The sequence below is a fragment of the Acinetobacter sp. FL genome (assembly GCF_040744925.1).
Classification (GTDB): Bacteria; Pseudomonadota; Gammaproteobacteria; order Pseudomonadales; family Moraxellaceae; genus Acinetobacter; species Acinetobacter radioresistens.
In genome coordinates, this window is the sequence record NZ_CP160437.1 from 3,029,952 (window position 1) to 3,053,339 (window position 23,388).

Consider the following 23,388-nt stretch of genomic DNA (forward strand, 5'->3'; position numbering starts at 1 on the left):
AGCAAAAAATATAGAGACGAATTTAAAAAGCTATACCCTGCTCCTCAATGAGTCCTGTTTTGAAATCTATTGTTTTTTACTATCGGCCTTTTGATAATTCAAAATACTATTTTAAAGTAAAATCGGTAAATTGCTTACAGCTTAAAGGATGATTAATATCTTGGCATTGCCCAAATTCGATCTGTCCAGCTTGCATGGCTAGAACTAAACGAACTATTGAGTACCCTCTACGCTGTATACTTGAAATTGATAATGCTCCTGAAGGTGGAGAATTCTTCCGTGCTTTCTGGCACAAGCTCTGTATCAACTCTTGGCATTTCGTTTTATCGACAATCCAATCTCTGTTTAAAGCATTGGGGCGCTGAAACGAATGTAATATACCCGCATCTAACAATTGCTTTAACTGATATCTTGTGAGCTGTAATGCATCACAGGCTTCATTAATCGTCCAATTTGAGGATATCTGAATTGCAAGATCCTCAACCTGTTCACGAGAATAGTGCTTTTTCCCTTCAAAAACACTAGGAGTAAGCTTTTGTTGTTGTACTAATTTATCTATTCTATCTGGATGACAATTAAGAATTTTAGCAGCTTCCTTTTTTGACACAATATTTCGTACTAGAGTAGTCAGCTGAATGCGTGTTATACGCTTCGACTCCAAGACACTAGGCCAATACCTTTCTATATACTGGTCAAATTCAACTTTTATCCGAGCAACTCCCTTGTTTTCCCTCTGACGATGCAGAGACTCATATAAATCCCTAAAATGTTTATTTAATCCACCGATTCCTCGCTTGCTCATTGGGTAGTCAAGATATTGGTGGAGGAATTTGTAGTAAGCATCTGGCCAATTCTCAAGCATTCCCCATACATACTGATAATGTTGAGCAAGCTCAATATTCGTTATCGAGCGAGGTTGAAATGAACTACCAAGTAACCTTGATCTATAATGAGCAATAAAATGGATCACACTGAGAGATTCTCGAAGCTCCAAACCCTGCAAAATCTCAGGACAAGAAACTCCATTTCTACCTTGTAATAGTGCTTCAATATATTGGCTGAGTTTGATTGCCTCAGACGGAGCAACATTACTTAATGAATTGATAACATCAATATCATCATCAAATTTATTTAAACACCTACGATACCAACTCAGCCGTTTACCAGTACTAGAGTGTATATCTATCAGTAATTTTCTATGTCGAGTACATACAAGGTATGGCAATAAACTCCATTCAAATCTACAAAACCCAAACTCTTCAATACAATCTGGACATACCTTAGGATACTTAACAAATAGATAGGGTGTATCAATAACGCTTTGAAAAGAATTAAATATGGGCTCAATTTGAGAAGAACTATTTGTTAACCCAAGCTGCAACAAATATACGGTAAGATCAAACTCACCAGTTAAAATCTGATGCACTGGTACACGGTTGTTTTTCCAAGCCAAACCAGCATAATGCAGCAAATGACCTATGTGTTTAAAGCCATTTTGCTCTGATATTCGAATCAGATAACTGACCAAGCATTCATCTAGTTGAATTACAGGTCTAGCGAGAAGCATCACAATGACCTCAAAATCGATAGTAAACTATACAATACTCACTAGAATCTTAAGACTATCAGCCTATTTATAGATATTTCCTTATCAATCTATATTTCTTCGAATATAAATTTTCTTCGGGGATTAGACTAGAGAAATAAAGCCTATCCGACATAAGTGAAGTATTTAGTCCGAGCTTACTCATAGAACATTTTATCAAACCACAATATTCCTCTTTATTTTTAGTTTTAAATGCTTGGTGTAGCGGCTCAAACTTTTTACTAGTAAAGATCTGACCTACACATCCGTATTTAGCTATCTTATTCCACGACCAGTTTGCTGGATATCGATCTAGGCACTTGAAACATTTTGGTCTCGTCACATCTGATACTTCTACTTGATCAATTCCAAGCTCAAGAAAAAGCCCTGAAATAACTCTAAATATATCAACGCTGTGAACAGAATAGATGCAATACCGTTCTTTAGAGGAATTTATTAGAAATTTTTTAAAGGTTTTGATATCAGAGAAACCATTTTTCTTTCCCAAATCATGCAAGTAATCGATAAATGTTTGCTGATCATTTGGTCGTGATCGATCAAGTAACACAATGCTTCACCTTGAAATAAACTATCATTTATCCTGCCAAACAAAACACTTTATTGCCTTTTGATACGCCAAACTCAACATATTCAGCATCGATGATCGCATTTTTATTTGCTCTATACCCAAAATGCCAATCTGAATGAACGATGAGTTCTCTCAAGACCAATTTTTCAATCGGCTGTAAAAAAGCATTATTTCGCTCATCAATACCATAGCTGCTAAGAACTTCAGCAAACAAATCAGTATCTACTTTCATGTCTTCCATTTCAGACATCATCTTAGCATCTCGAACAAGATTAGCAGTAGCTGCTAGATTTCCACTCGTTGCACTAAAACACCTTAATGACATTGTAATTTCTTCCAATTTAATCTTTTTAGAAAGCCCATATGCTTCTGATAAGCACATTAAGAGCCTTCTATAATCATCACGATCCTCGTTACTACTGATCCTAAAAGGTGGAATGGTGTATCGGTATGATATTCGACGTGCTAATTGCTGATTTGATTCAACAAGATATCTACTCCAAGGCATTCCCATAAAAATGATCGGTATTTCTGTATCATTGATTAGATCTTTAAATAAATCTGCAATTCCTGTGACAACCTTTGCACTACGACGTTCAATGATCACCTGAATTTCATCAAGGATCAGTAACTCTATACCAACCACCTTAAGCAATGTAATCAATCGCTCATACAGTTCACCTTTGTTTCTCGCACCCCGTCCGCACTGTGGATCGCCAATAGTAACCAACAGTGACCTTAAGAACTCCTCTGGTGTAGAAACTGAGCGTAATTCGTAGTGTAGAACAGGAATATATGTCCGCTCTACTTCCTCTATTTTCGGATTACTGTTTGCATAGTATTTTGCTAACTCAGATTTCCCACTTCCAGATTCTCCAGTCACCAACATGCAAGAAGCAACACCATATTGTTTCTTCTTATTACGTAAAGAATCAAATAGATTCACCATTTTCGTAAGAAATGGACTTTTAATGAATGGATGATTCTCATCAGCAGTTCTCATTAGCCCATACTCCATCCGTTTAAGCTGAGATTATCCCCATCATCTTCAAAATCGACTTTCATCATACGTTGTGAATTATTCACCACAAGACTGATATTAGGGATACCCGTTTTATCTGATCTGGCTGCTTTAGATGTTGTTACTTGCTTATTTTTTCGAGCATTTCTTGCATGATATTCTTCACGCTCTTTGGCAAGTTGAACTTTAGCTTTTTGGAGATTCAGGTTATCAAATTTTGATTGTCGAGCAGCTCTTGCAGCAGCACGAATCTTATTATGTTCAAACTCAGAAAGATTAGAGGCATAAGAATATTTCAGGCAATCTATTTTTAAATAGACCTTATTAATCTTATCTAACACCAAAATATAGCCAATATCAAAAGGATTATATTTTACAGTTACCTCTCCCGGTCCATCTCTTCTATATAAATCTTTAAGTAGACTTGAGTCATAGTTCATTGAAAAAATTTCGATACCACCCTTATGTAGCGTACGTGTTGCTGTAGCTAATAAGATAGTAGTTAACTCCATTTTGTCTTCTACAGGGACTGGAAAGCATTCTTCCGAACCTGTCCAAATTTCATAAGGTGTCAGATCTGAATCTTCTACAGGCGAATGATGATAATCTTCTGTCACCCACTTCACAAAATAGCGTTTAAACTCTGAAAACGTGAGCACAGCTTCCTGTCTAGCGTCATAACCATCCCCGCATTTACCAGCTTTTCGAACCACGCCAGGCAAATCATCAAGTACCAGTGCATTAACTATACCGAAGAAACGTTCAATACGACTTTTATAATTACCTTTACGGATCGGACAATACTGAAAAACAGCCCCTAGCTCATCTGCAACAGCAATAAACTTCTTTCCCCAAAACTCATTACCATTGTCTGTTACAAGCGTAGAAGGGATACCATGAGCAGGCCAAAAACTGTTTAATCCTAATTCCTTCATACAATCATCTTTTGGTAAGAACGCATTCAAACAAGCTAAACAAACTGACGCATATGAAGGTTCTTCAAAAGACATTTGAAACCCAAGTAGCATTCCAGAATAATGGTCTATCAAAGCAGTAATATAAGGCCGACCAAGTAAGGTCTTATAGTCATCATGCAGAACATGAATATCCAACTGAGTATGATCAAGCTCAACACGCTCCAATACTCTAGTGGTAGTCATTCCACTTAATGCTTTAGAAAGTTCTGCCTGTAAAACTCGAGCCCCATGTCGTCCTTTTCTCTTAGTTTGGTAAAGTCCACATAAAACGCGTTTCTGGACAGTATGATATGTAGGTTTCTGAAGTGGGGCTTCAGGATGATCTAAATTATGCGATATAATTTTAGCTTCAACATTGCGAACAACCGAAGCCATGGATGATTGACTTAGTGTGTAATATTGCTTTGCAGCATCTTCAATAATTTCAATAACTTTTGTATCTATCTTAGGATTTCTATGACCTTTAAATCGATGTTTAGGATAAAGACCTCTTATCTTTAAACCAGCCTCTACAAAACTAGCGTACCATCCTCTTACTGACTGCCAATGGGGTGGTTTTTCACCTAGCTCTATCGCTACTTGATTTATAGTGTTTTTGGCACTTTTCTCAGTGATTTTGCTAATACTATTTTCCTGAAGCCTTTTTATATATTTATATTTTCTATTGGTTTCATACTGCTCTTTTTCTGACAGATCAATAAATTTAAGATCCCCAAAATCTCGTGATTCTGCAAGAAATTTTATATTTCCTAAAGCGTAAATTGTTCCTAGCTCTTCTCGATTTAGTCTAGATACTTCCCCATTTTCAATATCTACTAAAACAATTTCTGCTTTTCCTACAGTTCTAACCATCGCACGATGACAAGGAATACTATTGCTAAACTCAATAATTACACCCTGTTCCCACAGTTCAACAGACATCGAATTTCACCTCTGTTGTCATACTTAATGGTTCTAAATTCATATCAAATCGCAAATAACCCAGCGCAAGCCATGAGTATATTTCTCTCAAATGCGCACGATCACCAAGTAAACTTACCAACTGTGCTAGTGATATTGAACCATTAATAGCTTCAGCACACTGTTGAAGATTTCTCATATCTAATAGGGGACGCTTTTTATATTGATAAAGCTTTTCATAGTTTGATAGTAATGGCTGCTGATAGATCTCAATTTCACTCACTATCATGAAGTCTGTATTAGTACCCTGCAAGAAATTGGAAAAGCGAGAAAAGAGAGATTGATAGTGTTCAGTTTGAGCATTTGCAGAGGGCTTGACCTCCACATACTTCCTCACACCAGAGATGTAAATAACTTCAAAATCAGGTGTATATATACCACTCTCACCATCACCTTTAGGAACCTCAAATTTTCGAGGTTGTGGAGAATAAGTCTCGACCTCAGCGTCAAACTCTAAATGAAGACAATATTTCGACTCTAAGAGGGATTCAACAAGAATTGTTTTTCCATCATTAGCCTTTATTGAGGGAAAACGAACAATGTTCTTAACAGCAGATTTCTGAATTTTGCGTGCAGGGCTATTCACTTTCTAGCTCATCCTGAACTTCCTTGTTCAAATTATAAGCTTTTTTATAAGTTTATCCTACACAATTTATAGGTTATTCCTACAACTTTATAGATTTATCCTACAATCTACACTACACTACAATATCAGCCAGATTCCCTTTTTGTTCGAGCCAGTGCTTGCGGTCACTAGAACGCTTCTTGGCCAGTAATTTGTCGAGCAAACCTGCTGTCAGTTGAATATCATCCAGATCAAGTTGTACCAGACGACGGGTATTTGGATCCATGGTGGTTTCACGAAGCTGGCTGGCATTCATTTCACCCAGACCTTTAAAACGGGTAATCTGTGGAGTCTTGGTTTTGGTCTTTTTCAGGATGGCTTCAAGTTCATCCTCATCCAGAGCGTAATGCACATCCTTACCATCATCAATCCTGAATAAAGGTGGCATTGCTACAAATAAGTGACCCTCTTCAACCAGTGCTGGAAAGTGTTTAACAAATAAGGCACAAAGCAAAGTGGCAATATGCAGGCCATCCGAGTCAGCATCAGCCAAAATACAGACTTTCCCATAACGCAATTCGGACAGATCATCACTGCCTGGATCGACCCCGATAGCAATTGCGATATCATGGACTTCCTGAGAGCCAAGCACTTCATCGGAAGATACTTCCCAGGTGTTCAGAATTTTTCCCCGAATCGGCATGATTGCCTGGAAATTTTTGTCTCGCGCCTGTTTGGCACTACCGCCAGCTGAGTCCCCTTCTACAATAAACAGCTCACTATCTTCACGGGTCAAGCCGGCACAGTCGGCCAGTTTTCCAGGTAAAGCCGGACCCGAAACAATTTTTTTCCGCTCGACTTTTTTAGCCGCCTTCAGGCGCCGGCCAGCTTTAGAGATTGCCATTTCTGCCAGTTGCATGGCAATTTCAGAATTCTGATTCAACCATAGGGTAAAAGCATCTTTAGCAATATTTTGCACAATCGATGATGCTTCACGGCTTGATAAACGTTCTTTAGTCTGACCAGAGAACTGCGGTTCCTGGAATTTTAAAGACAGGATATAATTTACCCCATCCCATACGTCTTCAGCCGAAAGCTTGAGATTACGGGGCAATAGATTACGCAGCTCACAGAATTCCCGTAATGCATCGGTAATGCCTGAACGCAAGCCATTTACATGCGTTCCTCCCTGAGCTGTTGGAATCAGGTTGACATAACTTTCCTGAATCTGTTCACCACCTTCGGTATTCCAGCAGATTGCAAATTCAGCACTGGCTCGTTCTGCCTCACCTGTTGCTACAAAAGCAGGCTGTGGAACAATCTCCCGCTCCTGCAGTTCATCCATAAGGTAATCGACCAGACCGTTTTCAAACTGCCATTCTATTTTTTCATTATTAATTTCATCAATATAATTAATTTTCAGACCAGCTGCCAATACTGCCTTGGCCTTCAAATTATGTTTGAGCGCCTTCAAGGCAAATTTTGGGCTGTCAAAATATCTGGTTTCTGGCCAAAACCGAACTGTGGTTCCACTGGCGCGCTTAGGTGCTTTACCTTCTAGAACTTCTAAAGGTCCAACCGGCTCTCCATGTTCAAAAGCCATTTTGTAAAGATTGCCCTGCCGTTGTACTTCAACCTCTACCCGGGTTGAAAGAGCATTCACTACAGAAATACCTACACCATGCAGACCACCCGAAAACTGGTAGTTATCGGTACTAAACTTACCTCCGGCATGCAGTTTGGTCAGAATAATTTCAATGCCACTCTGACCGTATTCCGGATGAATATCAACCGGCATTCCACGCCCATTGTCCTCAACCGACAATGAACCATCCTTATAGACCTTAACCGTAATCTGGTTAGCATGTCCTGCCAGTGCTTCGTCTACAGCATTATCAATCACTTCCTGTGCCAGATGGTTAGGACGTGTGGTATCGGTATACATCCCTGGACGGCGACGGACCGGATCCAGACCAGAGAGAACTTCAAGTGATTGAGCCGTATATTGAGACACGTTGTACAATTTCCTTTATTTTATGGAATACGATAAAAATTCAAGCACCATGGGAAGTTTTTCTGCAAAATTGTCCATCCCATGGCTGCCATGCGCTTCAGTCATAATTAATGATGAATGTGCAGGCGCACTATAATAACGCTGGGCCTCTCGATAATCCAAAACTTCATCACCTTGTTGCAGTAATACCAAAATTTTTTCGGCATGCCGGGCAAAAGGAATTGCAAGCTGTTCAAGCTGCTGTAACTGGGCATTATCAAGCGTCCAGTGTTCGGTCACTGGATAAGGAACGGATTCTACAGCAAATAGTTTTCGAAAGAGTAACCATGGTCGCATAGCCGGATTAATCAGTACAGCTGGAATATTATGCTTAGCGACCAGTTGTGTCGCATAAAATCCCCCCAGACTGCTTCCTACCAAAGCCACATGTTCTAAAGCCTCAATCAGCTCAGACATTTGTTTTAATGCCTCGACAGGCGGCATATTCAAGTCAGGCAGATGGATCTTGATGTCTGGTAAATGCTCTGCACAGTACTGTTTAAGCAGTCGCCCTTTAATAGAGTTCGAATTACTTTTAAAGCCATGTAAATAAATGATATTCATTAAAATATTTATTATCTCTGAATGTGTCCGAAATTTTAGACCCGAGTGTCTTCCTAAAAATTGATCATTACAGGAAAAAGCAGATTGTTGGACAAAAAAATGCAGCTCATCTCTCTATTCACAGTATGTTTAGCTCATCAGGGATGCGTAGTTTTTATACTCTTAAATATTTAAAAAATAAAGAGCCGGCTACATGTAACCAACAGGCTATCAGGACTATAAATATGCCAAGTTTGACGCCACTGCATGAAACCTATTGTAGATGGGACCGCACGCCACCCAGTCAGGCAGATCTCTTAGAGGGACTGGCACAGCTGGCATCCACCAGTTTAAGCGGTATACATGAACTGGTGCAGATGATTCACCGTGAATTATTATTAAACACATTAGGCATGAGTGAACAGCAGTCCAGATATTTTCAGGCCCTGCCCCGTGTAGAAAAGATTTACCAGTTTTCTTACCGGGCCCTGCAACGCTATGGCCATTATTTTCTTGCGCCCGGTTTACGTCAAATTATTGAGCACTTTCCCGGCCTGCATCGCAAAGACCTGACACCGCAATTACATTCTCTAATTGGTATATTGAACGGTGTATTAGGTGATTATCTTTTAGCACAGCAAAATCCGCTCGCACTTCCTATGGTTCTGTATGAACACCATGGCCGGGTACAGCAGGGCCGGCTTAAAGGTAAAGTGGTTATTTTTGTACATGGACTCTGCATGAACCACCTGACCTGGGCCAATTCAAATTTTACAGGTATTGGTGCGCATCTGCTGACACAACCGCATCCTGGTACTATGCTTTATTTAAACTATAATACGGGACGGCGAATTTCTGCCAATGGGCGCAGTTTTGCCAATTTACTGAATGACCTGATCCAGCGTAACCCTGATATTAGCCAGATTGACCTGATTGGCCATAGTATGGGGGGATTGGTGTCTCGTAGTGCCTTATTTTATGGCAAGCAAAATATGCAGGGCTGGTTGAGTAAAGTAGGGAATCTGGTTTGTCTGGGGTCGCCGCATCATGGTGCGGTTCTAGAGCGTTTTGGTTTTACCTTGCAGGAAAAGCTCGGACGTTTCCCCTTGATTAATATGATTGGTAACCTGGTAAATATTCGTAGTAATGGAATTATTGACTTGCGCCATGGCAGTGTTCGTGATGACGACTGGGAATATTTAGATGCGCGTATTGGAACAATGGATGACAGCCGTAAACCTGCGCCCCTGCCTTCACATATTCAGGCCTTTTTTGTAGCTGGTACAGTTGAAGCAGAACATATTAACAGCCGCGCTTTAAAGATTATTGGTGATTATCTGGTGAGTATTAAAAGTGCCTTGGGAGAACATCCCAATCCACGTTTCCAGCTCAAGGTACCTGAACACCATAAGGCAGTATTTTTCGGCTTGAACCATTTTGAGATCCAGTATCATACTCAGGTTGCTCAGCAGATTGTACAGTGGTTCTATCCTGATCCTCTGCTTGAAAATACACGTTTAGATCACTACATTCTGCATACAGAAAATATAAAACTTGAAGATATTGCTGAGACATAAAATATTAAGAATATAAAATAGCCACTGCTACTCTTAAATAATTTATGGCTCATAAATTTTTTAATTATCTGAATTTGAAAGGCTAGCTTGATATATATCAAGCTGGCCTTTCGATATCTTGTCAGGTAGATCCGGATTAATATTTTTTCTTGACTGCTTTGCTATATGGATAATTACGTACCAGCTGCCATAAGCATAGCATTAACAAGATACAGAAAAATACCAGTGACCAGAACGGCAGCGACTGATCTAAAAATGTCCAGTCTACCATGGCACACTCGCCCGAACCGGTCAGAACCTGCTGAAAAACGGTTTTCAATGGCAGGGCATCTACCAGATAGTCCAGTCCCGGCCCACAGCTTGGCACTTGATCTGGTGGTAAATGCTGCAACCAGACGTGTCGCGCAGCAACACCTACAGACCAGATCATGGCTAAGGTCGCCAAAAAGGCGTAAAGACGTTTGACTATATTCGATACCGGATTATGAATTACTGCCACTAAGGCAACCAAGCCCATCGCAATCAGACCAATTCGCTGGAAGACACATAAAGGACAAGGTTCCAAGCCTTTGACATGTTCCAGATAAAGTGCAAATGCCATCCCTACAATACTGGCAATCAGCAATAAACCATTTACGAAGCGATAACTACCCCATTGCATGGATCAACCTCTTGTTATTTTCACTATTGATAATGGGCAAGATAATCTTCAAAACTGATACGGGTATCGGCTTCAAGCTGTTGTTGGTGCTCTAGCGATGTCTGTGCAAGTTTTGTAAAGTATTCCTGCTTCTCTGGTGTAAGTGCATGCTGTTCATAAAAATTGGCATGTTCTTGTGCAAGGTAGCTACCCAGATTCCAGGTTCCACCCCATTTTATCGTATCGGCAATTACATGCGCTGATAAGGTCTCATCAACCTGTTGAATACGCTGTTGCATCAGTTGCAGGGCATGGCTATACAGCTGGGTGTGATAGCCCTCATCCAGCAATACTGCCAGAGGCTGCATGGCCACAACATGTGCTTGAGCCCATTGTTCCAAGGATTGTTCCTGGCCACGTTCAGTGATGTGACTGTTGGAAGCGCGGCCCCGGTTAACCACTTCAGCCTGATTATTTTCAATCTGGTCCTGTTCTTCTGGCAGCAGGTCTGGGCTGTCTTTTAGCAGACAATATAAAGCCAGCACTTCAAGGAAACCAGCAGTATTTTCGTCAATACCAATCGGATTATAAGGATTAATATCGACGGCCCGCAGTTCCACATAACCGACACCACGGTTTGCTAAAGCCTCAGATGGTGTTTCTCCATCTCTTGGTACCTGTTTTGGCCGGACCAGACTGTAATATTCATTTTCAATCTGGAGTACATGATCATTAATCTGGAGCGGTTCACCATCTGCGTCTTTTAGTCCCAGACGGCTAAACTTGGCATAAGGGGTTTTCACAGCTTTTTGTAGACCATCCAGGTAGCCGGACAGGTTGTTATAGTGAATACCTAGTTGTTTTTGTGCCGAATTCTGGTAGCCAAAACGCCCCATGCGTAATGCGGTAGCATATGGAAGATATAAAGTTCCTTTGACCAGTGGCAGCAAGTGATGTTCGCGACCTGTTAAGAAGCATTGACATACTGACGGACTAGCGCCCACCAGATACATTACCAGTGGCGTCAGGCGGATGAAATTACGGATTAGGCCAAAATAACGATGGCTGCGATAATCTTGCAAACTCAGCTGTGTTAAGGCTTTATCTTGCTCATGCTGCTGTAACTGTTCAAAGAGCTCATCGGGAAATGAAAGATTATAATGAACACCTGCAATAGTCTGCATACGCCGGCCATAACGCACCCCTAAGCCACGGCGGTATAGGGTTTTAAACCGGCCAATATTAGACGAGCCATATTGTGCCAGCTGAATACTGTCTTCTTCACGGTCCAGCATACATGGCATTGAAAGTGGCCAGAGTTTTTCCTGATGTTCAAGATGCTGGTAAACCAGTGCATGAATATCTGTCAGTTCAGCCAGCATGGTCTGAATATCAGGTTGGGGGGCCGTAATGAATTCCATCAAGGCTTCAGAGTAGTCAGTGGTAATATGCGGATGAGTGAGCGCCGCCCCCAGGCTGTGTGGATGCGGACCTTGAGAGATAAACCCATTACTTTGCATGCGCAGGCCTTCCCGTTCCACTCCGCGCAACATGCCTTTGAAGAGCGAAGAATCTACCCATGTTGGTATCAAAACTTGAGAGATTGATTCGGGTTGACTCATACATGGCTCACTTTTAAAAACTATTAATTCAAATCATCTAAGTCATGCAGTATAACGCGATTTACCCGCTCTACTGTGACAGTCAACTGATTTTCCGGCAATTATACTGCGTTTATCCCGGCAAATATTTATCACAATCTTGCTGTATAAGACACGGAAAATTTGTGATTTTATTGAAAAATAAATCTTGATAGGTATTAAAACTTATGAATTATCAGGAGATCCTCGATTTCTGGTTTAATCCTGAGCACCAGTCACTATGGTTTTCAAAAAGTGATACTTTTGATCAGAAAATACGGCAGAACTTTAGCAAAGTTCATACACAAGCAGTTCAGGCAGAGCTCTGGTCATGGCGCAAAACAGCCCATGGACGCCTTGCCGAGATTATTGTTCTAGATCAGTTCTCCCGCAACCTTTATCGTGACCAGCCGCTGGCTTTTGCACAGGACGGGTTAGCTCTGGCTCTGGCCCAGGAAGCGATCAGCCTGAATCTGGATGCCCAGCTCAATCCTGAACAACGTTCTTTTTTATACATGCCATTCATGCACAGTGAATCAAAAATGATGCATGAATTTGCATTAAAGCTCTTTCAGCGTCTGGGTAATCCGGTTAATCTGGATTATGAAAAACGTCACAAGAAAATTATTGAACGTTTCGGGCGTTATCCGCATCGCAACAAAATTCTGGGCCGTGAATCACCTCCGGAAGAACTGGAATTCCTAGATCAGCCAGGAAGCAGCTTTTAACCTTCCTGCACTCCCCAGCCATTGTGCTGTCCTTCCTGATAGGAGGTGTATGATGAAAAATTTATCTATAGGTTTTGCTCTCGGTACAGCTCTGCTGCTTGGCGGTTGTGCTACTACCCCGCACAAGCCTTTGACATTTGACCAGTTGGGACAATTCTCAAGTTATGCTTTAAATGCGCAGACCTATCGTATCAGTTACCAAGCTCGTGACAATATCAGTTATGGGACTGCAGAAGAAATTACCCTGGTTAAAGCGGCACAGACCACAGTACAAAACGGTTTTCGCTATTTTAAAGTACTGGATGATCCGAGCAACCGTACCCAGCAGCCACCCCGTCAGGCAGTCGTCTATCCAAGCCGGTCCTATTATCCTTCTGCTTATTACCGGCGTTATCCCGGCTTCTGGCCAGATCCGTTTTATGATATGCCACAAGTGGTAAATATTGACCCGGTTCAGGTTTCCTATACTATTGAATGTTACAAGGAGCAGAAAAATGTGCCTCAGGAGGCCTTTGATGCACGCCTTATTCTGTCATCTATTGGACAGAAATATGGAGTCAGTCCAACTGGTCAGGTCCTACAACCCCAGACTGCACCAGCCCAGAACACAACCAAATGATAAAAACAAAAATTAAGGACAAATAAAATTTTATGGCTGAACCTGTGACTTCTCCGAGTCTGAACCGTAGTAAACGTTATGCCACAATCGCTCTGGTTGTGGCGGTTGTAGCCTGGCTCATACTCATTGCCATGGCCAAGCTCGTGCCAGAGTATGCCTGGCTAATCCAGATCCTGATGCTTGCTGCTGAAGCTGGAGTAGTGGGCGGGCTTGCTGACTGGTATGCGATTACAGTTCTATTCCGGAATCCTTTTGGTCGTATTCCTATTCCGGCATTTTTAAAAGACCATACGGAAATCATTCCACGCAACAAGGATCGGATTGCCGTGTCTATGGGCCGCTTTGTACAGGAAAACTTCCTGTCTCCCTCAGTGGTAGAACGCAGTCTGCAAGATACTGATCTGGCCATGGCAGCCGGACGGTGGCTGGCTCAGCCAGATAACAATCTGCAAGTGGTACAGATTATCCAGCAGACTGTACCCAAAATTTTTGAATTTGTCGGGCAGGAGCAAATTGGCCGTTTTATCCAGAATAATAGTGTGCAGTGGGTACGTAATACCCAGATCAACACTTTGACCAGTGAAATGTTGCGTGCTGTACTGGAAAATGATTTTCACCAGGATGTATTGCAGCGTGGGCTGGATCTAGCTCAGGACTGGATGAAGTCACATCCGGAAGAGACACGTGAGCTGACCCGTAAGCTGTTTAAGGAACTCGGTGTCTGGAAACTGGCAAGAGGCGCCAGCTGGATTGGTATTGATGTACAGCAGCGGACTGTTGATTCGATGCTTGGCCGGGTCGAGTCCATGCTGGCTGATCCCGAGCATCCGTGGCGGCAGAGTATTGAACAATATGCAAGCCAGCTTATGCTGGAACTGACAGATGAAAATAGCCTGTCGAGTCAACGTCTGAACAGTGCCAAGGATGCCTTGCTCGGCAGTCCGCAAGTACTTAACTTTATTAGTGGCGCGGTAGCTATATTGTGTAATGCTGTCAAGGACGATTTAGAAAAACCGGATTCGGGAATTGCTCTGAATTTAAGAGTTGCCATTCAGCAGGTGGGTGAGAACCTAATGCAGAATAGAGAAGTCCGTCACTTGCTGAATCAGCGGATGAGTAGTTTAGCTGTTAGCTTTAGTGACCAGTACAGTGACCGGGTGATTCATTTTATTAGTGAGCGAATTCATGAATGGGATTCGCGGGAAATGATTGACAAAATTGAGAACGAAGTGGGTGGCGACCTGCACATGATCCGCGTCAACGGCGTAGTCGTAGGCGCTTTTATCGGACTGACTCTCGGCATTATTCGCGCGCTGGTGGACTTTGCTTTTTAAGCTTGAGTTAAATTTTAAAAGGAGGTTGACGATATGTTTAAAGTAGAGTCTAAGTTTGCCGCACAGAACGTGACCATATTCAGCGTGATGACAGAAATGGCACAGCGCCTGAGTGCACTGAACTTGTCTCAGGGTTTTCCAGATTTTCCAGCACCTCCCGATCTGGTCGAGGCATTATCTAAAGCCAGTCGTGACGGCCATCATCAATATGCTCCGGGTGATGGCTTACTGACACTTCGTGAACAGCTGGCTGCCCAGTTTTATAAACGGGACCAGATCAATATTGATCCACGGGCTCAGCTTACCATTACACCAGGTGCTACAATTGCTATTTTTTGCGCTATTCAAGCGATGATTCGTCCGGGTGATGAAGTAATTATTTTTGATCCGAGTTATGACAGCTATGTACCCAGTGTACAGATGATGGGAGGAAGCTGTAAGCGTATAGCCCTGCAAGCGCCAGAGTTCAAGGTTGACTGGGAACATTTAAAACAACAGGTCAACTCTAAAACACGAATGATAGTCGTCAATACTCCACATAATCCGAGTGCTACTGTTTGGACACGTGAAGACTGGCAACAGTTGATTAAACTGGTGCAAGACACCAATATCGTGATTCTCAGCGATGAGGTGTATGAGCATCTGGTATTTGATGGCCGTCCGCATTTAAGTGCCCTCAGTTTCCCTGAGCTGGCCGAGCGCAGTTTCGTGATTGGTTCATTTGGTAAAACCTTTCATGTGACAGGTTGGAAAACAGGTTATTGTGCAGCTTCACCGCATCTCATGCGCCTGTTTCGTCAGGTTTATCAGTTTGTAAATTTCTGTGCGAATACTCCCTGCCAGGTAGCCTTGGCCAGCTATATGCAACAGCATCCGGAACATATTGAGCAGCTCGGCAGTTTTTATCAGGCCAAGCGAGACCTGTTTATTGAAGGATTAAAAGGTTCACGCTTCCAGTATGAAGTTCCTCAAGGTACTTATTTTCAGAATCTGGACTACAGCCAGATCTGCCCAGAACTGAATGATATGGAAATGTGTAAATTTTTGGCTGAACAGCATGGTATTGTGGCTATTCCTGTTTCTGCCTTTTATGAAAAACCGCCCTCTGAACTACGTTTGATCCGGTTCTGCTTTGCTAAACAGGAATCTACATTGCATAAAGCTTGCGAAATTTTACGCGGCTGCTAAACAGATACCACTATATTCGGCAGGAAGTTACTTAATTCATAGCGTTTTTCAGATCAGCCCTATGTTAAGGTTATTTTAAAGATAATACTAAAAACAGGGAGAGTGCGACGCACTGTTATGGCACCACATCAAACTACTATACAGCAGCAGAAACTCTGGAAAACTTTTTTAGTTTTTCTTTTACCGTTAATTGCAACCAATATTCTGCAAAATCTGTCCGGGACAATTAATACGATCTTTGTCGGGCAGATGATGGGCGTCGAGGCAATTGCTGCCGTTTCCGTGTTTTTTCCAATTTTATTCTGCCTGATGGCATTTGTAATTGGGCTTTCAGCAGGAGCCACCGTACTGGTTGGCCAGGCCTGGGGTGCTCAGAATATTCAGAAGGTACGCTGCGTAGTTGGTTCTACCTTATTTATGACATTAATCGGCGGGATTATTGTGGCGTTACTGGGGGTTATATTTGCCGAGCATATTCTGCTTGCACTGGGTACAGACCCGGCTGTGATGCATTTATCACTTCCTTATGTCCGCTGGATGCTGGCTGGCAGTCCCCTGCTATTTATTTATATTATTTATACATCTATTTTACGGGGTGTCGGTGACAGTGTAACGCCACTGATTGCATTGGGTATGACCAGCCTGATCGGCTTAATGATCACCCCTATCCTGATCGCCGGTTATTTCGGCTTACCTAAAATGGGGATTATTGCACCGGCTATTGCGACTATTGTGGGCTATCTTGCGGTGCTGGGCTTTCTTGCAGTTTATCTGAATAAAAAACATCATCCTTTACGTCCAGACCGGGAGCTGTTCAGTTATATCCGTCATCAGCCGAAATTAAGTAAAATTATTTTAAGGCTAGGTATTCCTACTGGCATCCAGATGGTAACCACCTCTGTAGCTGGCTTGGTCATTGTGGGGCTGGTTAACCGTTTTGGTGCCCATGCCACAGCAGCTTATGGTGCAGTTAACCAGGTTTTAAACTATATCCAGTTCCCAGCACTCTCTATAGGTATCGCAGCTTCAATTTTTGCAGCCCAAGCGATTGGAGCGGGTAAAAATGATTTACTGTCACGGGTGAGCCGTACTGCGCTCGGCATGAATTTTGTCATCACTGGCATTCTGGTAATATTAGGCTATCTTTTCTCGAAGTATCTGATGGCACTTTTTATTACCGATCCGGAAGTAGTCGAGCTGGGTCAGCAGTTACTGTTTATTGTACTGTGGTCTATTCTGTTTTTTGGAGCCAGTGCCATTTTCGCCTCCATCATGCGGGCCAGTGGCACCGTAACTGTACCGATGCTCATCAATATTTTTGCTATTTTAGCGATTGAACTGCCATGCGCTTACTGGTTTAGTCAAATTTGGGGCCTTAAAGGAATCTGGTATGCCTATGCACTTGCTTTTGTAAGTCTGTGTATTTTACAAGGTTTGTATTACCAGTTTGTATGGAAGAAAAAAACTGTAGAGGTATTAATTTAAAATAATACCCTCTTCTTTTAGGTATTAAAAAGCCCAGAACCGATAATAAGATCTGGGCTTTTTTTATTTAGTATATTAATAAACAGTTATACGATCTGGTTACGTGGTTTTTTATTCATGCCAGTCAGCAGACCAGTAATATATTGGTATTTGGCCGGCATAACGCGCTGCAAGGCATCCAGAAATTTTGCATCATTACCAATCAATAGACGGCGCTTGTCTTTCAGTACTGCATCCAGAATTTGGCGAGCAGCCTCTTCTGGTGGAATACGGAGCAGTTTGTTGAATGAACTGACTGATTTTTCGGGATGCATGCCTAGTGATTTAAGACTTTGATTGACTTTAGCAGCATTGGCAATATTGGTACGAATACCGCCTGGATGCACACATAAGGCACTTACCCCACATTTTTGCAGGTCCAGTTCCTGACGTAACGATTCAGTAAAACCACGCACTGCAAATTTGGTCGCATTATAGGCAGACTGAGTAGGCTGAGCTGTCAAACCAAATAAACTGGAAATATTGACAATATGCCCATCACCACTCTTTTTCAGATAAGGCAGAAATTCTTTAGTGCCATATACTACGCCCCAGAAATTAATTCCGACAATCCATTCCAGCTCATCATAATTGGCACCTTCGACTGTTGAAGCTAAAGCAACGCCGGCATTATTAAAAATCAGATTTACCGACCCATGATTTCTGACGGTTTCTTCAGCCCATGCTTTTACTGCTTCACGATCTGCCACATCCACTATCTGGGTCGTGACTCGTACATTACTGTCTTTTAACAGTTCGACAGTCTTTTGTAGGCCTTGCGCATTAACATCACTTAAAGACAAATGGCAGCCCTGTTTAGCCAGCAAAACTGCCAGCTGTTGGCCAATCCCTGAGCCTGCACCTGTAATGGCAGCAACTTTATTTTTAAAATTCTTCATGCATGTTCCTTTATTTTTCTCTCTGCAGTGGCAGATAGATAGCAAATTTCCTTTTCAATATAATTTTGACAATTCATATTGTCAATATTTCTTTAAAGTTAAAAATGTATAAAAAATAAACGGCAGTATCTGCCAGCACCTTCTTTTAAAAAACTTGTTAAAATGGCTGCCATAAAATTCTATAAATAATAGGTAAAGATGAGTCAGTCAGAATATGCTCAGGAGCCACAGGCAGATACAGCTACCAGTTCGAGGGAACGCCAGTTCAAGGGATTATCTCTGTCAGAACGTAAACTGGCACGTCGCACCAAGCTGATTGAAGCGGGAATTAAGGCTTACGGTACTCAAGGTTTTTTTTCAGTTACGGTTAAAGATATTTGCCGTGAAGCCGGACTGACTGAACGTTATTTTTATGAATCTTTCAAGAAAAGTGAACAGCTGTTCCAGACTATTTTTCTCCAGCTGATTGAAGAGCTACAGCAAAGGGTAATGCAGGCTATTATGCAGGCTTCGCCTAATCCTGATAAAATGATTGAAGCCGGCTTACGGGCTTTACTCAACATGTTAAAAGATGATCCACGGGTTGCACGTATCATTTATGTGGATGCCATGCTGGTTCAGGAATTGCATAACCAGGCCACCATTCAGGAAACCATGCTGCGTTTTGATCGAATGATTCAGGCTTTTGTGATGTTAATGATGCCGCATCTAAGCCGTAGCCAGCATGAAGTTTCACTGATCGCGACTGGCCTGAATGGTTATGTCACACAGCTGGCAATTCGCTGGGTTATGGGCGGTTTTAAACAGAGCCTTGAAGATATACTGGCAGCAGCCCAAGTGGTATTTATGGCATTATTAGAAAAATTTGAGAAATAGTCTTTCTTTAAATTGTGAGCTGATCGCTTATCTTTCTTAATTTAATATTCTGACAATTTCTGAATTATTAATACCATACTTTTGCAGAGCTGCTATTTGAATGTAATATTTGTCACAAATAATTGCTAAAATAGACTTTGTCCCCATTTTTGCAATGATACTGTCATAATTTATCTTTGTAATAAGCCTGTCATAAATAAAAACGGTTCACCGTTAATAACGAATAGGGTATTGCGCTGTGAAAGATGATTATATTTTAATTGTAGATGATGAATTACCGATCCGTGAAATGATTCATACCTCTCTGGACATGGCAGGTTTTCAATGTCTGCAAGCTGAAGATGCCAAGCAGGCTCATCAGATGATTGTTGATCAGCGCCCGGCCCTGATTCTTCTGGACTGGATGATGCCAGGCGGTATCAGTGGTGTTGATCTGTGTCGCCGTCTGAAGCGCGATGAAAATCTTTCTGAAATTCCGGTAATTATGCTCACTGCTCGTGGCGAAGAAGACCATAAAGTACAAGGCCTTGATGCCGGTGCAGATGATTACATGACCAAGCCATTCTCAACTCGTGAACTGGTTTCCAGAATTAAAGCTGTACTGCGCCGTGCCAATGCCTTGAGCGGTGAGAAAACAATTGATGCCAATGGCCTGCTATTAGATCCGGTCAGTCAGCGTGTGAGCTTTGGTGATTCTATTCTGGAAATGGGGCCAACCGAATACCGATTACTGGCGTTCTTCATGACTCATCCAGAGCGTGCTTATACCCGTGCCCAGTTACTTGACCAGGTCTGGGGCGGAAATGTATATATTGAAGATCGTACCATTGATGTACATATCCGACGTTTACGCAAGGTGCTTGAGCCTTATGGTGCCGACCGCTTTGTACAGACTGTACGTGGAACCGGTTACCGCTTCTCGACCCGTGCTGATGTCGCTCTAGGTTAAACTGACTTTATGTATGAACCATATCCGGTCCCTGAGCTGGCCCGGGACTACAAAAAATTCCGATACAGCAGTTTATGGACTTTTGCTAAACAGGACTTACGGCTGCTGGTCTTTCTACTGCTCGTTGCCAGTCTGATCGGTTTCGGAATCGGCTATTTCTGGAGCTGTATTTTCATTGGCTTTGTCGTGTTTTTTGCCTTTCAACTACGGTCCTTATATTTAGTAAATGAATGGATTTCCAACCGGCCTTATGATGCTCCACCTAATTTAAACGGTATCTGGGGAGCACTCCTGTTTAATGTATACCGGGCCCAGCGTCAGGAACGCATCGTGCAGGCAGAAATGGTCGGACTGATTGACCGGGCGCAATCTTCATTAGTCGCACTGTCTGAAGCAGTAATGCTGATTGATGATCTGAACCAGATAGAATGGTTTAATCCGGCTACTGAAAAACTGCTTGGTATACAGCCCCTAGATCGTGGTCGTAATTTGCTCACGATACTACGCCAGCCTATTTTTATTGAATATTTTCAAAATATTGATCAGGCGCCAGATGGCATCAAGATGAAGTCGCCCGTGCATGAAGACCACTATGTGCAAATCAAGCTAACCCGTTTTGGTGGCGAAAGTCATTTGCTGGTGGCTTATGATGTTACTCGCATGCAAAACCTGGAACAGATGCGTAAAGATTTTGTCGACAATATTTCGCATGAATTACGCACCCCGCTCACTGTATTAAGTGGCTACATTGAGACTTTTACCGATCAGGAAGATTTGAATCCACGCTGGAAACGGGCATTTGACCAGATGCAGGCACAAACCAAGCGCATGAATTCTCTGGTTAATGACTTGTTGCTGTTATCACGTCTTGAAAATAACAAGAAAATTGCCAAGAACCAGATTGTGGAAATGCCCGGTCTAATGAACCAGCTTTTTGATGATGCTCAGGCCTATAATGTCGATTATGGCCATACGCTTAATCTGGACATAGACAGCCATTGTGACCTGATCGGTTCAGATATGGAACTGGCTAGTGCCTTTAGCAACCTGATTACCAATGCCATTAAATATACGCCTAAGGGCGGTACAATTACTATCGGCTGGCATGATGATGGTGAACATGGCTATTTTACCGTACAGGATACAGGCATCGGAATTGACCCACGGCACCTACCAAGACTGACTGAACGTTTCTACCGGGTGGATAGTGCCCGCAGCCGGCAAACCGGCGGTACCGGATTAGGCCTTGCGATCGTCAAGCATGTACTCATGCAGCATAATGCCTATCTGGAAATTGAATCTAAGGAAAATGAAGGCTCGACCTTCAAAGCTGTCTTCCCTAAAGAACGCCTATATCATTTAAACTAGATCTATAAAAAATGCGCCTCAAGGCGCATTTTTTATTATTGGTCTTCTAAAGAGCCTGACCCAGTTTCTGTCCCATAGTCACCACAGAATTGGCCTTAAATTCCGCATCCCAAGCCATTTTATCCTGTTCAAATAAAATTACAGCAGTTGAGCCCAAGTAAAAACGTCCCAGTTCGGCACCCTTTTCCAGTACCACATTATGCTGGTTTAGCTCAAGACGACCGGACGGTTTTACTTTTCCAGTAACCACTGTTTCAATTCCAGCCACAATCATGGCACCTACCATGACTACCGCCATGCGTCCCAGTTCGGTATCAAACAGACAGACCATACGCTCATTACGTGCAAACAGGCCAGGAATATTCTCGGCAGTAATCTGGTTAACTGAAAACAGCTCACCTGGAATATACAGGGTTTCAGTTAATGTACCTGTTATTGGCATATGGACACGATGATAATCCCGCGGAGAAAGATAGACCGTAGCAAACTGGCCATGTTTAAATGGCTCTGCCAGTTGTGGATCACCGATGAGTTTCTCGACAGAAAAACTTTGCCCTTTCGCCTGAAAAATATCACCGTCATGGATCGTACCCAGCTGTGAGATAGCGCCATCGGCTGGTGAAACGATACTCTTAGGATCAGCATCTACCATACGCACACCTTCGCGTAGGGCACGGGTAAAAAATTCGTTAAAAGATTTATATTTTAAAGCATTAACCTGCTCGGCAATTGACATATCTACGCCATAGCGGGTTTTAAAGGTCTGAATGACCGCCGCACGTACCAGCGGGTTCTCACTGGCAGCAATTTTACCGACTACCCGGCTTAGCTGATGCTGGGGAACTAGGCGCTGGACCCGAATAAAGATATTTTTTTTCAGACGTGATGTGAGGCTCAAAACGGCAACTCTCCGGTAATAATAGGGCTGTCGAGGCGATTGCCCCATTCACTCCATGCACCATCATAAGCCTGTATTTCCCAGTCGAGAAGTCGGCCCAGTATATAAGCCAGCCCAGAGCGATGATGCGATTGACAATACACCACGACAGGCTGGTCCAGCTGAAAACCTGCATTCTGCAGATTTTGTCGGGTGCGTTCTAGCGGATGCAATTTTAGATGATTTTGTCGGTCAAGGGCAGTACTCCATTCAAAATGGCGAGCACCTGGAATATGTCCACCACGACGGGCTGCAAGACGCAGGCCAGTATACTCATCAAAGGTTCGGCAATCCCATAGCTGGGTGCTATCTTCTTTAATCATTTGACGAAGCAGATCATATTTTACCCGATATTTCTCAATTTGGCCAAGGTCAACCTGTACCAGTGCATCAGCGGCTTTAATAACCGCCTGTTCAGATGAAGTAGGTAAACCGGCAGCCAGCCAGCCATGAATACCACCATTTAGCAGACTGGTCTGTTCAAAACCCAAGCAATGCAGGTTCCAGAGCAAGCGTCCTGCCCATGCCCCGCCTTCATCATCATAAGCAACTACATGATGTTCTGGAGAAATTTGTAAATATTCAATTAATGCCTGCAGGCCCAGCTCATCTGGGAGCAGGCCAGAGGCTTGCTCTTCATGACGCACCAATAATTTAGGTTTTAAATGTAAAGCGTGCGGAATATGCAGTTGCTGATAAACCGATTCTCGGCTTAAGTCGACAATACGCAGTTTCGGATGACCCAGCTGTGGTAAAAGCTCCTCGGCTTCGATCAGTAAACCAAAGTTAAAATCAGGTGTCATCATTACACTTATT

20 protein-coding genes are annotated in these 23,388 nt (G+C 42.6%); 9 read left to right on the plus strand and 11 right to left on the minus strand.

What is annotated here, in order from left to right; genetic code table 11:
* Positions 1-106: 106 nt before the first annotated feature.
* From ABZP31_RS14205 to ABZP31_RS14230, 6 genes are all read right to left on the minus strand, one after another.
* Positions 107-1,567, minus strand: coding sequence for a TniQ family protein (locus tag ABZP31_RS14205; protein WP_367156839.1), 1,461 nt, complete (start codon positions 1,565-1,567; stop codon positions 107-109).
* 614 nt (positions 1,568-2,181) lie between these two features.
* The gene (locus tag ABZP31_RS14210; protein ID WP_367156840.1) at positions 2,182-3,177 is read right to left on the minus strand and encodes a TniB family NTP-binding protein; all 996 of its coding nucleotides are present in this window, start codon (positions 3,175-3,177) and stop codon (positions 2,182-2,184) included.
* Complete coding sequence (locus tag ABZP31_RS14215) at positions 3,177-5,093, minus strand: Mu transposase C-terminal domain-containing protein (protein WP_367156841.1); 1,917 nt, start codon at positions 5,091-5,093, stop codon at positions 3,177-3,179. Before ABZP31_RS14215 ends, ABZP31_RS14210 begins: the two co-directional genes overlap by 1 nt.
* The gene (locus ABZP31_RS14220; RefSeq protein WP_367156842.1) at positions 5,083-5,718 is read right to left on the minus strand and encodes a TnsA endonuclease N-terminal domain-containing protein; all 636 of its coding nucleotides are present in this window, start codon (positions 5,716-5,718) and stop codon (positions 5,083-5,085) included. The genes ABZP31_RS14215 and ABZP31_RS14220 overlap by 11 nt, the downstream gene beginning before the upstream one ends.
* Before the next feature lie 112 nt (positions 5,719-5,830).
* Entirely contained in the window at positions 5,831-7,711 is a 1,881-nt protein-coding gene (parE, locus tag ABZP31_RS14225) for a DNA topoisomerase IV subunit B (protein ID WP_248133773.1), read from the minus strand.
* A gap of 15 nt (positions 7,712-7,726) precedes the next feature.
* Positions 7,727-8,314: a YqiA/YcfP family alpha/beta fold hydrolase gene (locus ABZP31_RS14230; protein ID WP_034669752.1), complete on the minus strand. Its 588-nt coding sequence runs from the start codon at positions 8,312-8,314 to the stop codon at positions 7,727-7,729.
* 224 nt (positions 8,315-8,538) lie between these two features.
* Here ABZP31_RS14230 and ABZP31_RS14235 point away from each other — a divergent pair, with 224 nt between their 5' ends.
* Complete coding sequence (locus ABZP31_RS14235; RefSeq protein WP_367156843.1) at positions 8,539-9,870, plus strand: alpha/beta fold hydrolase; 1,332 nt, start codon at positions 8,539-8,541, stop codon at positions 9,868-9,870.
* A 136-nt stretch (positions 9,871-10,006) separates the two neighbouring features.
* Here ABZP31_RS14235 and ABZP31_RS14240 read toward each other — a convergent pair whose 3' ends face one another.
* Both ABZP31_RS14240 and gshA read right to left on the minus strand, forming a co-directional pair.
* Positions 10,007-10,531, minus strand: coding sequence for a disulfide bond formation protein B (locus tag ABZP31_RS14240; protein ID WP_367156844.1), 525 nt, complete (start codon positions 10,529-10,531; stop codon positions 10,007-10,009).
* Between the two features lie 23 nt (positions 10,532-10,554).
* Positions 10,555-12,132 (minus strand): glutamate--cysteine ligase, encoded by a 1,578-nt coding sequence (gshA, locus tag ABZP31_RS14245; protein ID WP_367156845.1) that lies wholly within the window; start codon positions 12,130-12,132, stop codon positions 10,555-10,557.
* A 206-nt stretch (positions 12,133-12,338) separates the two neighbouring features.
* On the opposite strand from gshA, the gene ABZP31_RS14250 reads away from it, so the two are divergent.
* The 5 genes from ABZP31_RS14250 (at position 12,339) to ABZP31_RS14270 (ending at position 17,504) form a co-directional block, all read left to right on the plus strand.
* Positions 12,339-12,878 carry a DUF924 family protein gene (locus ABZP31_RS14250; protein ID WP_367156846.1) on the plus strand — a complete coding sequence of 180 codons (540 nt, stop codon included), beginning with the start codon at positions 12,339-12,341 and terminating at the stop codon, positions 12,876-12,878.
* Between the two features lie 52 nt (positions 12,879-12,930).
* Positions 12,931-13,497, plus strand: coding sequence for a hypothetical protein (locus ABZP31_RS14255; protein WP_034672305.1), 567 nt, complete (start codon positions 12,931-12,933; stop codon positions 13,495-13,497).
* A 32-nt stretch (positions 13,498-13,529) separates the two neighbouring features.
* Entirely contained in the window at positions 13,530-14,831 is a 1,302-nt protein-coding gene (locus tag ABZP31_RS14260; protein ID WP_248133776.1) for a DUF445 domain-containing protein, read from the plus strand.
* Positions 14,832-14,864: 33 nt separating this feature from the next.
* Positions 14,865-16,019, plus strand: a complete 1,155-nt coding sequence (locus ABZP31_RS14265; RefSeq protein ID WP_248133777.1) for a methionine aminotransferase — start codon at positions 14,865-14,867, stop codon at positions 16,017-16,019.
* 117 nt (positions 16,020-16,136) lie between these two features.
* On the plus strand, positions 16,137-17,504 hold the full coding sequence (locus tag ABZP31_RS14270; protein ID WP_005017760.1) for an MATE family efflux transporter: 1,368 nt from the start codon (positions 16,137-16,139) through the stop codon (positions 17,502-17,504).
* An 86-nt stretch (positions 17,505-17,590) separates the two neighbouring features.
* Here the strand turns inward: ABZP31_RS14270 and ABZP31_RS14275 are convergent, their stop codons facing one another.
* Positions 17,591-18,442: an SDR family oxidoreductase gene (locus tag ABZP31_RS14275; protein ID WP_005017759.1), complete on the minus strand. Its 852-nt coding sequence runs from the start codon at positions 18,440-18,442 to the stop codon at positions 17,591-17,593.
* Between the two features lie 198 nt (positions 18,443-18,640).
* Here ABZP31_RS14275 and ABZP31_RS14280 point away from each other — a divergent pair, with 198 nt between their 5' ends.
* The 3 genes from ABZP31_RS14280 (at position 18,641) to phoR (ending at position 21,635) form a co-directional block, all read left to right on the plus strand.
* Positions 18,641-19,318, plus strand: a complete 678-nt coding sequence (locus ABZP31_RS14280) for a TetR/AcrR family transcriptional regulator (protein ID WP_248133778.1) — start codon at positions 18,641-18,643, stop codon at positions 19,316-19,318.
* Between the two features lie 238 nt (positions 19,319-19,556).
* Positions 19,557-20,267, plus strand: coding sequence for a phosphate regulon transcriptional regulator PhoB (gene phoB, locus ABZP31_RS14285; RefSeq protein ID WP_005017756.1), 711 nt, complete (start codon positions 19,557-19,559; stop codon positions 20,265-20,267).
* 9 nt (positions 20,268-20,276) lie between these two features.
* Positions 20,277-21,635, plus strand: coding sequence for a phosphate regulon sensor histidine kinase PhoR (gene phoR / locus ABZP31_RS14290; RefSeq protein ID WP_005017755.1), 1,359 nt, complete (start codon positions 20,277-20,279; stop codon positions 21,633-21,635).
* 46 nt (positions 21,636-21,681) lie between these two features.
* Here the strand turns inward: phoR and asd are convergent, their stop codons facing one another.
* Both asd and ABZP31_RS14300 read right to left on the minus strand, forming a co-directional pair.
* Positions 21,682-22,533 (minus strand): archaetidylserine decarboxylase, encoded by an 852-nt coding sequence (asd, locus tag ABZP31_RS14295; RefSeq protein ID WP_111282629.1) that lies wholly within the window; start codon positions 22,531-22,533, stop codon positions 21,682-21,684.
* The gene (locus ABZP31_RS14300) at positions 22,530-23,375 is read right to left on the minus strand and encodes a sulfurtransferase (RefSeq protein WP_248133792.1); all 846 of its coding nucleotides are present in this window, start codon (positions 23,373-23,375) and stop codon (positions 22,530-22,532) included. Before ABZP31_RS14300 ends, asd begins: the two co-directional genes overlap by 4 nt.
* Between the last annotated feature and the right edge of the window lie 13 nt (positions 23,376-23,388).

Excerpts from the sequence above, each read along its gene's own strand:
- ABZP31_RS14205 (WP_367156839.1), bottom strand. The coding sequence starts at position 1,567 with ATGCTTCTCGCTAGACCTGTAATTCAACTAGATGAATGCTTGGTCAGT.
- ABZP31_RS14210 (WP_367156840.1), bottom strand. The coding sequence starts at position 3,177 with ATGAGAACTGCTGATGAGAATCATCCATTCATTAAAAGTCCATTTCTT.
- ABZP31_RS14215 (WP_367156841.1), bottom strand. The coding sequence starts at position 5,093 with ATGTCTGTTGAACTGTGGGAACAGGGTGTAATTATTGAGTTTAGCAAT.
- ABZP31_RS14230 (WP_034669752.1), bottom strand. The coding sequence starts at position 8,314 with ATGAATATCATTTATTTACATGGCTTTAAAAGTAATTCGAACTCTATT.
- ABZP31_RS14235 (WP_367156843.1), top strand. The coding sequence starts at position 8,539 with ATGCCAAGTTTGACGCCACTGCATGAAACCTATTGTAGATGGGACCGC.
- ABZP31_RS14240 (WP_367156844.1), bottom strand. The coding sequence starts at position 10,531 with ATGCAATGGGGTAGTTATCGCTTCGTAAATGGTTTATTGCTGATTGCC.
- gshA (WP_367156845.1), bottom strand. The coding sequence starts at position 12,132 with ATGAGTCAACCCGAATCAATCTCTCAAGTTTTGATACCAACATGGGTA.
- ABZP31_RS14250 (WP_367156846.1), top strand. The coding sequence starts at position 12,339 with ATGAATTATCAGGAGATCCTCGATTTCTGGTTTAATCCTGAGCACCAG.
- ABZP31_RS14255 (WP_034672305.1), top strand. The coding sequence starts at position 12,931 with ATGAAAAATTTATCTATAGGTTTTGCTCTCGGTACAGCTCTGCTGCTT.
- ABZP31_RS14260 (WP_248133776.1), top strand. The coding sequence starts at position 13,530 with ATGGCTGAACCTGTGACTTCTCCGAGTCTGAACCGTAGTAAACGTTAT.
- ABZP31_RS14265 (WP_248133777.1), top strand. The coding sequence starts at position 14,865 with ATGTTTAAAGTAGAGTCTAAGTTTGCCGCACAGAACGTGACCATATTC.
- ABZP31_RS14270 (WP_005017760.1), top strand. The coding sequence starts at position 16,137 with ATGGCACCACATCAAACTACTATACAGCAGCAGAAACTCTGGAAAACT.
- ABZP31_RS14275 (WP_005017759.1), bottom strand. The coding sequence starts at position 18,442 with ATGAAGAATTTTAAAAATAAAGTTGCTGCCATTACAGGTGCAGGCTCA.
- ABZP31_RS14280 (WP_248133778.1), top strand. The coding sequence starts at position 18,641 with ATGAGTCAGTCAGAATATGCTCAGGAGCCACAGGCAGATACAGCTACC.
- phoR (WP_005017755.1), top strand. The coding sequence starts at position 20,277 with ATGTATGAACCATATCCGGTCCCTGAGCTGGCCCGGGACTACAAAAAA.
- ABZP31_RS14300 (WP_248133792.1), bottom strand. The coding sequence starts at position 23,375 with ATGACACCTGATTTTAACTTTGGTTTACTGATCGAAGCCGAGGAGCTT.